This is a genomic window from Streptomyces sp. NPDC000878, assembly GCF_053599695.1.
Genome location: NZ_JBSFMT010000131.1, coordinates 1 through 13647, shown reverse-complemented (window position 1 = coordinate 13647; position 13647 = coordinate 1). Strand labels below are relative to the sequence as shown.

Genomic DNA, 13647 nt, shown 5'->3' with positions numbered 1-13647 from the left:
CCCTTCGGTCTTGCGTTTCCGACTCTATCAGACCGTTTTCCGATCCGATTTCCTCGGTGCTTTCCAGGTTTCCGCTTTCGCGTTTCCCTTTCCGGCGAGTCCGACTCTATCAGATCCTTTCGGGCCTGATTCCCAGTCAGCGGGGCTTGTCCTCCCGGCCGTTGGGCCGTTCCGACGTCTCAAACCCTAGCGGATCCTCTCGGCGATTCCCAATCGGGCCGTCGAGCTGATCGAACTCCATCGAGCCCCATTCGAATTGAATTCGGGCACGCCGAAATCATCCCGGCTGGGGGATCATGCTGATGGTTTGGGTTGCCGCTGTTGCGGCGGAGGTGCTGCCGCAGAACCGTTACGGCCCCGTGGCAACCCGGAGAACTTTACGGATCGGGGAGGGGGATGTCAAGCGCCCCCATGTCATCCCCTGCCCGCCCCTGTCAAGATCTTTAGTCGAGGTCGCTGAGTCGTCCGCCGGCATCCGGCTGTGCGTGCTCCACGCGGCGCAGGAGACGGGTCAGGACGTCGCCGAGCCTCGTGCGTTCGTCCTGGGTGAGGTCCTGGAGGAGGTCCTCCTCGAAGACCGTGGCCATGCGCATCGCCTCCAGCCACTTCTCGCGGCCCTCGTCCGTCAGCTCCACGATCACGCGGACCCGGTTGGACTCGTCCCGCTCCCTGGTGACCAGCCCCTCCGTCACCATCCGGTCGATCCGGTGCGTCATCGCGGCCGGCGTCAGGCCCAGCCGCTTGGCCAGGTCGCTCGGGCCCATGCGGTAGGGGGCGCCGGCCAGCACCAGCGCCTTGAGGACCTCCCACTCGGCGTTGCTGATGCCGAGCGTGGCGGTCTGGCGGCCGTACGCCACCTGCATACGCCGGTTCAGCCGGCCCAGGGCCGAGACGATCTTCTCGACCTGGGGGTCCAGGTCCCTGAACTCGCGCTGGTAGGCGGCGATCTGCTCATCGAGCGTCGGCTCGCCGACGGCGGGGGTGTCACCCATGGGAGCAGTGTCCCATGTGCACGCTTGGTGTCGAAGTCCTTCGAGGTGTACTGTTCAATTCTTAACTTTAGCTTCGAAGTCTTCACTCCTAACCCCTTCGGCTGGCGTACGACTTCACGATCAAGGCAGGTGAAAGTGACCAGGGCGATGGGCGCAGCGATGCGCCGGATCCATGTGGGCAACGCACTCAGCGCGTTCGGGCTCGGCTTCACCGTCCCCTATCTGTACGTCTATGTGGCGCAGGTGCGGGGACTGGGAGCCATGACGGCGGGTCTCGTACTCGCCGTCTTCGCCGTGGCCGCGCTGGTCGTGCTTCCGTTCGCCGGGCGGGCCATCGTCCGGCGCGGCCCGCTGCCGGTGCTGCTCGTCGCCCTGGTCACCGCCGCCGTCGGTTCGCTGAGCCTCGGGCTCGCCGCCAACGCGACCGCCGTACTCCTCGCCGCGGTGGCGCTGGGGGCCGGGCAGGCCGTGATGCAGCCGGCGCTCGCGACGATGATCGTGGACTTCTCGTCGGCGGAGACGCGGTCACGGGCCTTCGCGACCCAGTTCTTTCTGCAGAACCTGGGGCTCGGCGTCGGTGGGCTCATCGGCGGGCATCTCGTGGACACGACGCGGGCCGGGTCGTTCACCCTGCTGTTCTCGATCGAGGCGGCGATGTTCCTGCTGCTCGCCGTGATCATGGCGACCGTACGGATGCCTCGTTCGGCGCGGATCGACGGTGCGCCGGCTCAGGCCAAGGGCAGTTGGAAGCAGTTGCTCGGGAACCGGGCGATGGTGCAGCTGTGTGTGCTGGGGTTTGTTCTCTTCTTCGCCTGTTACGGGCAGTTCGAGTCGGGGCTGAGTGCGTACGGGGTCGAGGCGGCCGGGATCTCGACGTCCACCCTCGGGTCGGCGCTGGCGGCGAACACCGCAGTGATCGTGGTCGCGCAGTTCGCGGTACTCAAGTTTGTCGAGCGGCAGAAGCGGTCCCGGGTGATCGCGGCTGTGGGGATTCTCTGGGCCGTCGCGTGGGGCGTGGCCGGGTATGCGGGGCTCGGGCACGGCAGCCAGGCGATGGCGACCGCCGCGTTCGTGTCGACGTACGCGCTGTTCGGGCTCGGGGAGGCGATGCTGTCGCCGACCGTCGCGCCGCTGGTGGCCGATCTGGCGCCGGCCGGGCTCGCGGGGCAGTACAACTCGGCGTTCGCCCTGGTGAAGCAGCTCGCGCTGGCCGTCGGCCCTGCGGTGGGCGGGCCGCTCGGGGCCTCGCTGCATGCGCCGTACATCGTGATGTTCCTGCTGTTCTCGCTGGGGATCAGCGTCCTCGCCGTACGGCTGGGACGGCTGCTGACCCCCGTACAGAATCAGCCGTCTCTGGCGCGGCGGAGTCGGGTGGTCGCGCAGGGTGGGGCTCCGGTGGGGGCCGGTGTGCCTACTACGTAGTAGTAGGCACTGGCCTCGGGCCTCCTCTGGTTCAGCGGGTGGCTGTGGTCAGGGTTGACGTGAAAGGGAGCGTTGCCGAGCCGTCGGGGGCCGTGTGGGCGGTCAGGGTTCTGCGGATCGTTTCCGCTGCCTCGGTGAAGGCGGCCGGGCCGCCCGTCTCCTCGATCGACTGGCCCCAGGGGACGGCCGCGAGGTGGCCGGCTGCGAAGTCCGTGAAGTCCTCGAAGGCGATGGTGAAGGTGACCTCGCGGGTCGTGATGTCGTGGAAGCCGGCGGTGGTCAGGGCTGCCGTGATGCGTTCGGCTGGGCAGGAGAGCGAGGTGGCGAAACGTGCCTCCGCCTCCTTGGTGCCGTGTTCGGTGACCGCCCTGAGGTGGGCGGCGAAGTACGGCGAGCGGTCCGCCGGTGGGGTCCAGGCTGTGGCCGTGAAACGGCCGCCCGGGCGGGTGACGCGGGCCGCTTCGGTGAGGGCGGCTTCCAGGTCGGGGAAGAACTGGATGCCCTGTTGGCAGAGGACCGCGTCGAACGAGTCGTCCGGGTACGGGAGTTTGTCGGCCGGGGCCAGGGTGAACTCGATGTCCGGGTACATCCGGGGCGCGTGGCGGGCGGCGGTCCTGAGCATGCCCTCCAGGAGGTCGGCGGCGGCCACGTGGCCCGTGGGGCCGACCTGGGCGGCGGCGGCCCGGGCGACGAAGCCCGTACCGCAGGCCAGGTCGAGGACCTGGGCGCCCGGGAAGAGGTCGGCGGCCTCGACGACCGCGGTGACGAAGGGGGCCATCAGCGGGGCGCTGTAGCGCTCGTAGTGCTCCGTGGCGTCGTGTGTGGCGTTGTCTTTGAGGGGGAAGCCTGTGGGATCTGCCATGCAGGAGCTACTAGCAGGCGCTGGTGGGTTCGCCTAGGGGACGCGCGGGCCCTCCCTGATGCCTCCCTGGGGGCTGACGCCCCCAGACCCCCGCCAGGCCTACGGCCTACTTGCTCCCCGGCAGTACGAACTCGCACCACACAGCCTTGCCGCCCCCTGGTGTCCGGCGTGAGCCCCAGCTCGTGGCGATCGTCGCGACGATGGCGATGCCGCGGCCCGATTCGTCGCCGGGTTCCGCCGTGCGGCGCAGGGGGAGGTGGTCGTCGCCGTCCGTGACCTCGACGATGAGGCGGCGGTCGGTGCGGCGCAGGCGCAGGCGCATCGGGGGTGTGCCGTGCTGGAGGGAGTTCGCGACCAGTTCGCTGGCCGCCAGGACGCCCACGTCGTGCAGTTCCGTGGGGAAGCGCCAGCTCGTCAGGACGCCGGAGGCGAACGCCCGCGCGCGGGGGGCCGCTTCGATGCCGCCGAGGAGTTCCAGCGCCGCGTTGCGGAACAGGTCACTGTCGGGGCCGGTGCGGGCCGGGTGCTGGAGGACCAGGACGGCCACGTCGTCGTCGTGGTCCGCGGTGACGCCCGCCGAGCGGACCAGACGGTCGCAGACGACCTGGGGGCTGCCCGTGGCGCCCGACAGGGCCCGCTCCAGGGCGGCGATGCCCTCGTCCAGGTCCTCGTTGCGGCGTTCCACCAGGCCGTCGGTGTAGAGCACCGCCGTGGAGCCCGGGGTCAGCGGGATCGAGCCCGAGGCGTGCATCCAGCCGCCCGTGCCCAGCGGCGGGCCCGTGGGTTCGTCGGCGCGCTGGACGGCACCGCTCTCGTCGCGGACCAGGATCGGGAGGTGGCCCGCGGAGGCGTACACGAGCTTGCCCTCGTTCGGGTCGTGGACGGCGTACGCGCAGGTGGCGATCTGGTTGGCGTCGATCTCCGTGGCGAGGCCGTCGAGGAGCTGGAGGACCTCGTGCGGGGGGAGGTCCAGGCGCGCGTACGCGCGGACCGCCGTACGGAGCTGGCCCATGATCGCTGCCGCGCGGACCCCTCGGCCCATGACGTCGCCGATGACGAGGGCTGTGCGTCCGCCGCCGAGGGTGATGACGTCGTACCAGTCGCCGCCCACCGCCGCTTCCGTGCCGCCGGGCTGGTAGAGGGCGGCGACGCGGAGGTCGTCCGGTTCCTCCAGTTCCTGGGGGAGGAGGGAGCGCTGGAGGGTCACCGCGGTCTGGCGCTGGCTGCGTTCGCTGGCGCGCAGGCGTTCAGCGGCCTCGGCGTGGTCGGTGACGTCGGCGGCGAAGATGAGGACACCGCCACTCCCTTCGGGAGTGGCCGTCACGTCGACCGGGGTGCACGTGATCGTGTACGAGCGCCCGCTGTGGGCCTTGCGGGACTTGACCGTGCGGGGCTTGGAGCTGCGCAGGACCTGGTCCAGGAGGGGCAGCAGGCCCAGTTCGTCGAGTTCCGGGGCCGAGTCGCGGGCGGGGACGCCCTCCGGGCGTACGCCGAAGGCCGCCGCATAGGCGTCGTTGACGTACGCGATGCGGTGGTCGGGGCCGTGGACGAGGGCCACCAGGGCCGGGATGCGGTCGAGGACCTCGCGCGTGGGCAGGTCGTCGACGGCGGGGAGGCAGGGCGCCTCGTCGGTGAGCTGCTCGGCGCGGGCGGCGGGTACGGAGCCGGGGCCGGAGCCGGGGCCCTCGCCGAGCCGGTCCGGCAACCGGTCCGGAGTGATCGTGTGATCGGTCCGCGCTGCGGCGCGGCGCTGCGTTCCGGGAAGGCGGGCGCTCCAGCGCGTGAAGTTCACGAATCCTTGCCTCGTGTTTGTCGGCACAGGCCGGCAGCGGGTCGGCCGGAGGTACGGGGGGTGTCCCCCGGGAGATACAGCACTTACGGAAAGCCTCGTGGAGAGAGTGCGGCGAGAAAGGTGGAGAAGGGTGGTGCGGCGAGGTGTGTAGCCAGTCTGCAGTGTGGCCGACCGGGCCGACATCCTTCAGACGCCGGCCGGGTCCGTGGAGTTCCTGGATCCGGTCAGGACGACCCCTTCGGGTCCTGATTCGGGTTCTGGTGCGGGTTCTGAAGAGACTTCCCACCGGCCGCGAGTTCGAACTCCGCACGGGGATGTTCGAGCGAACCGAGGGAGACGATCTCCCTTTTGAAGAGCCCCGACAGGGTCCATTCGGCGAGCACCCGGGCCTTGCGGTTGAAGGTGGGCACCCTGCTCAGGTGGTAGACGCGGTGCATGAACCAGGCGGGGTAGCCCTTCAGCTTGCGCCCGTAGACGTGTGCGACGCCCTTGTGGAGTCCCAGGGAGGCTACTGAACCGACGTACTTGTGGGAGTACGTTTCGAGCGGTTCGCCCCGCAGGGAGCGGGCGATGTTGTCGCCGAGGACCTTGGCCTGGCGTACCGCGTGCTGGGCGTTGGGGGCCGTCTCCCTGCCGGGTTCCGTGGCGGTGACGTCGGGGACGGCGGCGGCGTCTCCCGCGGCCCACGCGTGCGTGGTGCCCTCGATCGTCAGCTCGGCGGTGCACTTAAGGCGTCCGCGCTCGTTCAGGGGGAGGTCGGTGGCGGCGAGGAGGGGGTGGGGTTTGACGCCGGCGGTCCACACGACCGTACGGGTGGGGAAGCGGGCGCCGTCGCTGAGGACGGCGATCCGGTCCGCGCAGGAGTCGAGGCGGGTCTCCAGGCGTACGTCGATGTTGCGGCGGCGCAGCTGGGTGACGGTGTACTTGCCCATCTCCTCGCCGACCTCGGGCAGGATGCGGCCCGATGCCTCGACGAGGATCCACTTCATGTCCTCGGGCTTGACGTTGTGGTAGTAGCGGGCGGCGTAGCGGGCCATGTCCTCCAGCTCGCCGAGCGCCTCGACGCCGGCGTAGCCGCCGCCGACGAAGACGAAGGTCAGGGCCGCGTCGCGGATCGCGGGGTCGCGGGTGGAGGAGGCGATGTCCATCTGTTCGATGACGTGGTTGCGCAGGCCGATGGCCTCCTCGACCGTCTTGAAACCGATGGCGTGTTCGGCGAGGCCGGGGATCGGCAGGGTGCGGGAGACCGAGCCGGGCGCGAGGACGAGTTCGTCGTACGTCAGCTGCTCGGCGCCCGTTCCCTCTTCCATGGTGGCGAGGGTGGTCACGGTCGCGGTGCGTTTGGCGTGGTCGATCGCGGTGACCTCGCCGACGACGATCCGGCACCGGTCGAGCACCCGGCGCAGCGGTACGACGACATGGCGGGGTGAGATGGAGCCCGCCGCCGCCTCCGGGAGGAACGGTTGATAGGTCATGTACGGGTCTGGCGTGACGACGGTGATGTCGACCTGGCCCCGTTTCAGCTCCTGCTGGAGCTTCCGCTGGAGGCGCAGGGCCGTGTACATCCCGACGTAGCCGCCGCCGACAACGAGAATGCGCGCACGTTCCTTCACCATCCCATGACGCACCCAGCGCTGGCGTTTGTCCACAGGCCCGACAATTTGTGTGACCGGCGGGCGGTCGATCGCAACCTTGCCCGAATCGCCGGCGCGCGGGGCAGGAGCGCAGGTCAGCGGGTGTGAGCCGGGTGACAGGAAGGGGCGCAACCGGGACGTATCCGACCCGTACTCCGATCGGGCGCCACCCCGTGCGGAACGTGCCCCTTCTGAATTGACCCTCGCTCAACTATGTTCGTAGGTCGACGGGGTGTAGGGGGATGCGCTCTTTCGGGTCCGTTCCGCGACGGGTGGGCCCGTGTTCAGTGCTTGTTCCGCACGCTCCGGCTGCCAATGGCGGGGAGTCTCCGGGGGGAGACGTCATTACCGGGGGAACAATATGCACATTCAGGATTCTCGTTGGACGACCGCGTCCGCCATCGCACCAGGCGGACCGATCAGCGCGGCGGCGGGCAACGGACGCGGTGACACATCGCGTACGGCGCCGCTGCGCGTGGACGCACAGCGCAATCTGGAGCACGTGCTGCGCGCGGCACGTGAGGTCTTCGGCGAGCTGGGATACGGCGCGCCGATGGAGGACGTGGCGCGACGCGCGCGGGTGGGTGTCGGCACGGTGTACCGGCGCTTCCCGAGCAAGGACGTCCTGGTCCGGCGGATAGCCGAGGAGGAGACCTCCCGGCTGACCGACCAGGCCCGTGCGGCGCTCGGGCAGGAGGACGAGCCGTGGTCGGCGCTGTCGCGCTTCCTGCGGACGTCGGTGGCCTCGGGTGCCGGTCGGCTGCTGCCGCCGCAGATACTGCGGGTCGGCGTCGCCGACGAGGACGGTCCGGGCGGCTCCGGTGGCCCCGATGGCATCGGCTTCGACGAGGCGCGGGTACCGCAGCAGCGGTCCCAGCCAACGGGTTCCGGGGAGCTGCGGCTGGTCTCCGAGGACGCGGCGGCTGCCGCTCTGGCGGACGACGCGGGTGCGCTGGCGCTGCTCGACGTGGTGGGCCGGCTCGTGGAGCGGGCGCGCGAGGCGGGCGAGCTGCGGCCGGACGTGTCGGTGTCGGACGTACTGCTGGTGATCGCGACGGCCGCGCCCTCGCTGCCGGACGCCGCGCAGCAGGCGGCGGCCTCTTCGCGGCTGCTGGACATCCTGCTGGAGGGGTTGCGGTCGCGGCCCCTGTGACGGTCCACGTAGGCGTCGGTGCAAGTGTCGGCTGAGCATTCCCCGTTCGGGTGAACGCTAGTACCTCATTGCGGGAAGTGCCCACGGACGAGTGGTGGTTCGCTCCAGGGGGCACTGAACAAAAGCCAATATGGCACTCTGACCCGGTGTTCGGGACTCGGTGTGCAGGTGGCTGTGCAGGCGGCGGGGGCTTTCCGCGATGAGCGTTGACGGACGGGACGAGTCACTCGGTGACGGCGACCCGGAGGCCGGCGGCGGGCTGACCTCGCCGCAGCCGCAGGTGCCGAGCCAGGGCGGGCACGGAGGCGCCGGGGCCGTCGAAGGCGTTCAGTACCTGGGCGGCTCGCTGGACGACTCGGAGTACCCGGAGTACCTCGACGACCCGATCGACCCGATGGAGGGCAGCGTCCCGGCGCAGCGCGAGGGCAGCGTGCTGCCGCCCCGCTCGGACAGTGTGCTGCCGCCGCCCATCGAACTGCCGCCGTCCGACACCGACCTGATCGGGCGGATGCGCTCGGGCGACGACACGGCGTACGAGGAGCTGTACCGGCGCCACGCCGACGCCGTACGCCGGTACGCGCGCACCTGCTGCCGCGACGGCCACACCGCCGACGACCTCACCGCCGAGGTCTTCGCCCGCATGCTCCAGGCGGTACGCGGCGGCTCGGGGCCCGAGTACGCCGTACGCGCCTATCTGCTCACCACCGTGCGCCGGGTCGCGGCGAACTGGACGACGTCGGCGAAGCGCGAGCAACTGGTCGACGACTTCGCGGTGTTCGCGGCACAGGCCACGCGCGGCTCCGAGATGTCCACGATGTCAGACAACGACACTCTCGACCTGGGCGCCGACGTCCGTGCGATGCACGAGGCCGAGCAGTCCATGGCCATGCAGGCGTTCCGGTCGCTGCCCGAGCGGTGGCAGGCCGTGCTGTGGCACACCGAGGTCGAGGACGAGTCGCCGAGCGAGGTCGCCACCCTCTTCGGGCTGGACGCCAACGGCACGCGCGTGCTCGCCAGCCGGGCCCGCGAGGGGCTCAAGCAGGCCTACCTCCAGGCCCATGTCAGCGCCACCCTCGCCACCGACGAGGAGTGCTCCCGCTACGCCGACCGGCTCGGCGCCTACGCGCGCGGGGGCCTGCGCACCCGTGCCGAACGGGGGCTGCGCAAGCACCTGGAGGAGTGCGCCAAGTGCCGGCTGGCCGCGGGCCAGATCAAGGAGGTCGCGAGCGGCATCCCCGCCGTCGTACCGATCGCGGTCATCGGCTGGTTCGGCGCCGCCGGGTACGCCAAGGTGGCCGCGCTGGTCGCCGGGGGCGCCGGAGCGGGTGCGGTGGGCGTCGGCGGCGCGGCGGCAGCGGCGAGCGGTTCGTCGTCCGGCGGGGCCGGTGGTGGCGCGGCGGCCTCGGAGGGGCTGGGCGCGCCGGTGAAGGCGGGGGTCGCGGCGGGCGTGGTCGCCGTCGGGATCGCGGCGGTGGTGTTCGCGCTGGCCGGCGACGAGGTGCCCAAGGAGTCGGTCGCCAGGCCGTCCTCGTCCCCGTCCGTGCCGGCGGTCCAGCCGGCGGCGCCGACGCCGAGCCCTACGCCCACGACGCCCGAGCCGGCACCTCCGGCCCTGGCACCGGCCGCGGCGCCCGCGCCCACCCCGACCCCCACCCCGACTCCGTCCCCGACGCCCACACCGAGTCCCACGCCTACGCCCACGCCGACTCCGACGCCCAGCCCGACACCGACTCCCACACCCACGCCCACGCCCACCCCGACGCAGCCTGCTCCCCCGCCGCCGCCCGCCCCGGCCGACTACCAGTGGAACGAGCTGGAGTACGGCGTCTTCGGCGACGGCACCAAGCCCGAGATGCGGCTCGGCGAGAGCAGTTGGGTGTGGCAGCGGTGGGGGGTGTCGATCGCGGGCAAGCAGTACGAGCACGGGGTGACCGTCCACGGGGAGTCCTCGGTCACGATCGATCTCAACCGCGACTGTGCCTCGTACGACGCCCTGGTCGGTGTCGACGACATGACGCTGGGCCTCGGCCAGGTCCGCTTCTCGGTGTTCGCCGACGGGGAGCGCGTGTGGCGGTCCGAGCTGATCCAGGGCGGCCAGGAAGCCGTGCCCGTCCATGTCGACCTCACCGGGCGCAGGACGATCCGCCTGGTCGTGGAGCCCCACTCGGCGTTCGACTCGGTGGCGCTCGCGGACTGGGCCGAGTCCAAGTTCATGTGCCGATGACGGGGGTCACGGGGTCGGGTTCGGTGGTGCTGTGGTGAGGGCGGCCAGTTCGTCCAGGACGTCGTCCACGGTGAGTGCCGATCCCGTCGTACGTTCCGACTCGTGGCGTTCCGCTCCCAGGGCGGAGCGGGCCCTGCTCTCCGTCTCCTCCGCCCGCGCCCGGTCCGGCATCGGGCGCGGGCGGCCACCCCGCCAGCTGTCGGAGGCGGCGAGCAGGCGGACCGCGCGCGGGTGGTCGCCGAGGCGGGCCAGCAGTCCCGCCATGGCGTCCACGATCGCCGCCGTGACCACCTCGGCGCAGCCCCGCGCCACCGCCTCGCGCAGGGTGGCGGTCAGTTTCACCAGTCCCCGCCCGGGCCCGTGCTCCTCGGCCGTGACGAGGGCGTCCATCGCGTTCAGCCCCGCCATGAACTGCGGCGGCGGTGTGCCCCGGGCGATCTCCGCGCGGGACTGCTCGCACATCGCCCGCGCGCCGGCGACATCCTGGTCGTCCAGCGCCAGCTGCGCCCGCAGCAGCAGGACGAACGCCCGGGAGTCCGCCACCCCGGAACGGTCGGCCGCCGCACTCGCCTCGTCCAGCGTGGCCAGCGCCCTGCCGCGGTCGCCCTCGCGGTAGGCGATCTCGGCGAGCCGCGCGATCAGAAACGGTGCCTCGGCATGGGCGCCCACCTCGCGGGCGAGCCGCAGCGCCTCCTCGTACTCCCCCGCTGCCTCCTCGAAGACGCCGCGCGCCATGGCGGCCTCACCGGCCGCGCTGCACACCTGGGCCCGCAGCCAGCGGTCGCCGACACGGCGGCTGAGCACGCGCAGTTCCGCGAGGTCGTCGTCCACAGCCCGGCCGAGCAGGCCGCCCGGTGAGTCGACGACCATGTGCGTACGGAACATCAGGCTCGCGGCGACCTCCCAGTCGCCGCCGTGCGTACGGCAGTTGGCGATCACTGTGTCGAGGGCGGCGGCCACGTCCGGGAGGCTGGGGCGGGTCGTCCCGGTGTCGCCAGGGGGCGGGGAACCGGTGCCGTCGGAGGGCGGGGAATCGGGCCCGTCGGCGTCGGCGAGGATGGTGAGCGGCCAGGCGAGGCCCGGGAGCCGGGCCGCTTCCGGGCCGCCGCGCTCGAAGTGGGCGCGGACCTCGGCGACGCGCTGGTGCCAGTGCTCGCCTCGGGGGGCGGCGATCGGGTCCGCGTCGATGGCCAGGAAGATGTGGTACATGCGGACGTTCATTCGGAGGTTCGTGTGTCGGGGCCGGGTATCTGCCTCCGCTTCCGCTGAAGTCCCCAGGTTCACTATCCGCGTCAGCCATTCCATGGCCTCCCGGCGGAAGTTGCGCAGCCACCAGAACCAGCCCATCGCGAGGGCCAGGGCTGCGGCCTCCTCCTCGTCGCCCTTCCTGATCGAGCGGTCGAGGGCCGCCCGGATGTTGTCCAGCTCCGTCTCCAGGAGGGCGATCCACGGGAGTTGCTCGGCGGAGCGGAGCAGTGGTTCGGCCTTCTCCACCAGCGCGCGCACCCACGCGCGATGCCGTCGCTCGGCGGCGGCGCGCTGCTCGGGGGCCTCGGCGGCGCGCTCGGTGGCGTACTCGTGGATGGTCTCCAGGAGGCGGTAGCGCATGCCGGGGGTCTCGGTGCCGGGTGCGTCGGCTCCGGGTGCGTCGCCGTCATTGGGTTCGCGTTCATCGAGTTGGCGTTCACCGGGTTCGTGCGGGGTCGCGACTATCAGGGACTTGTCGACCAGCGCGCCCATGAGGTCGGCCGCCGCGCCGCCGCACACCGCCTCCGCGGCAGTGAGGTCCCAGCCGCCCGCGAAGACGGAGACCTCGCGCAGTACCGTCCGCTCCCGCTCGTCGAGCAGGTCCCACGACCAGTCGACGACCGCACGCAGGGTCTGCTGGCGGGGCAGTACGGTGCGGCTTCCGGAGGTGAGGAGGCGGAAGCGGTCGTCCAGGCGGTCGGCGATCTGGCGAGGGGTGAGCAGCCGCAGGCGGGCGGCGGCCAGCTCGATGGCCAGGGGCAGCCCGTCGAGCCTGCGGCAGATCTCCGCCACCGCCTCGGTGTCGCGGAGGGCGGTGTCCGCGTCGGGGCGTACGGCGGCGGCGCGCTCCTCGAAGAGGCGGCGGGCCGGGTCGGGGAGCAGGGGTTCGACCGGGCGCACCGACTCGCCTGGCACGCCCAGGGGTTCACGGCTGGTGGCGAGGATCGTGAGCCCGGGGCAGTGGGTGAGCAGGGTTTCGGCGAGTTCGGCCGCCGCGTCGATGACGTGTTCGCAGTTGTCAAGGATCAGGAGTTGGCTGCGCGGGGCGCAGTACTCGATGAGCAGGGCGAGCGGGTCGTCCTGCGGGGGCGTCAGCTCGGTGGTCATGAGCACGGTCTCGCGCAGACCGAGCGCGCTGACCACCGCGCCTGGGACCGCCTCCGGCCGGTCGAGCGGGGCCAGCTCGACGAGCCACGCCTGGGGGAGGCTGGCGGCGGCCTCCTCGGCGAGACGGGTCTTTCCGGAACCGCCCGGTCCGATGAGCGTGACGAGACGGGTCCTGTGCACATCCGAACGGATGGCCTCGATCTCGGGTTCCCGGCCGACGAAAGATGTCAGACGGGGGCGAATGTTGCTGTGGCGGTGGGGGTGGGGGCGGCAGTTTTCAGTGGGGGTGGGGGCGAGTGGGGAGGTGAGGGTGGAGGCCGAGGTGGGGGTGGCGTTGTGGGTGGGCTGCTGGGGTGGTTGCGTCAGCAGTTCCTTGTGCAGGGTGCGTAGTTCCGGGCCCGGGTCCGTGCCCAGGCCCTCCGCCAGGGTTCGGCGGGCCGTCTCGTACGCGGTGAGGGCGTCCGCGCTGCGGCCCGTGTCGCGCAGGGCGCGGATGAGGAGGGCGTGCAGCGGTTCGTCGTACGGGTGGGCCTGCGTAAGTTCCTGCAACTCCGGTACGGCGTCGGCTGCCTGGCCGAGTCTCAGGTTCGCCTCCACGCGCGCGCGTGTCGCCTCTCGGCGCAGGGCCTCCGGGCGGGTCGCCGCGGTGCGGTCGGGGAGGTCGGCCAGGGCTGGGCCGCGCCACAGGGCGAGGGCCTCGGAGAGGGTGCGTGCGGCGGTCGTGGGGTCGGCGTGGTCCAGGGCCGCCTTGCCCTGTCGTACGAGGTGTTCGAAGACGTGGAGATCGATGTCGTCCCGGGTCGCTGTGAGGCGGTAGCCGCCGGGGTCCGAGGTGATGGTGTCTTTGCCGAGGGTGCGGCGTAGGCGGCCGATGAGGGCCTGGAGGGCTGCGGGGGCGTCCTTGGGCGGGGTGTTCGCCCAGACCTCGTCTATCAGGGTTTCGGGGGTGGTGGTGTGGTTGGGGCGGAGGGCTAGGGCGGTGAGGAGGGCTCGTAGGCGGGGGCCGCCTATGGGTATGGCGGTGCCGTCGTCGTCCTGGGCCTGGGTGACGCCCAGGATTCTGTACCGCACGGGCCTATTCTCGCCCCCGCCGCCCTTACCCGTTCCCATCCCCTGGGGGCTGCGCCCCCAGACCCCCGCTATCGGCCCTGAACGGGCCTCGTCCTCAAACGCCGGACGGGCTGGAAATGCGGGCCGGGGTGGGGTGGGGGTG

General features: G+C 71.6%; 8 protein-coding genes. 3 read left to right on the top strand and 5 right to left on the bottom strand.

Annotation, left to right across the window (positions count from 1 at the left end; genetic code table 11):
• Nucleotides 1-443: 443 nt before the first annotated feature.
• Nucleotides 444-992: a MarR family winged helix-turn-helix transcriptional regulator gene (locus ACWDR4_RS48450; RefSeq protein WP_450418399.1), complete on the bottom strand. Its 549-nt coding sequence runs from the start codon at nt 990-992 to the stop codon at nt 444-446.
• Between the two features lie 147 nt (nt 993-1139).
• Here ACWDR4_RS48450 and ACWDR4_RS48445 point away from each other — a divergent pair, with 147 nt between their 5' ends.
• Entirely contained in the window at nt 1140-2414 is a 1275-nt protein-coding gene (locus ACWDR4_RS48445) for an MFS transporter (RefSeq protein ID WP_450418401.1), read from the top strand.
• 31 nt (nt 2415-2445) lie between these two features.
• On the opposite strand, the gene ACWDR4_RS48440 is transcribed toward ACWDR4_RS48445, so the two are convergent.
• From ACWDR4_RS48440 to ACWDR4_RS48430, 3 genes are all read right to left on the bottom strand, one after another.
• On the bottom strand, nt 2446-3276 hold the full coding sequence (locus tag ACWDR4_RS48440; RefSeq protein ID WP_450418397.1) for a class I SAM-dependent methyltransferase: 831 nt from the start codon (nt 3274-3276) through the stop codon (nt 2446-2448).
• Nucleotides 3277-3382: 106 nt separating this feature from the next.
• The gene (locus ACWDR4_RS48435) at nt 3383-5068 is read right to left on the bottom strand and encodes a SpoIIE family protein phosphatase (RefSeq protein ID WP_450418395.1); all 1686 of its coding nucleotides are present in this window, start codon (nt 5066-5068) and stop codon (nt 3383-3385) included.
• Between the two features lie 224 nt (nt 5069-5292).
• Nucleotides 5293-6684 carry an NAD(P)/FAD-dependent oxidoreductase gene (locus ACWDR4_RS48430; protein WP_450418393.1) on the bottom strand — a complete coding sequence of 464 codons (1392 nt, stop codon included), beginning with the start codon at nt 6682-6684 and terminating at the stop codon, nt 5293-5295.
• Nucleotides 6685-7063: 379 nt separating this feature from the next.
• On the opposite strand from ACWDR4_RS48430, the gene ACWDR4_RS48425 reads away from it, so the two are divergent.
• On the top strand, nt 7064-7855 hold the full coding sequence (locus tag ACWDR4_RS48425; RefSeq protein ID WP_450418391.1) for a TetR/AcrR family transcriptional regulator: 792 nt from the start codon (nt 7064-7066) through the stop codon (nt 7853-7855).
• 199 nt (nt 7856-8054) lie between these two features.
• Complete coding sequence (locus ACWDR4_RS48420; RefSeq protein WP_450418389.1) at nt 8055-10079, top strand: sigma-70 family RNA polymerase sigma factor; 2025 nt, start codon at nt 8055-8057, stop codon at nt 10077-10079.
• 6 nt (nt 10080-10085) lie between these two features.
• On the opposite strand, the gene ACWDR4_RS48415 is transcribed toward ACWDR4_RS48420, so the two are convergent.
• Entirely contained in the window at nt 10086-13505 is a 3420-nt protein-coding gene (locus ACWDR4_RS48415; RefSeq protein WP_450418387.1) for a BTAD domain-containing putative transcriptional regulator, read from the bottom strand.
• Nucleotides 13506-13647: the final 142 nt, after the last annotated feature.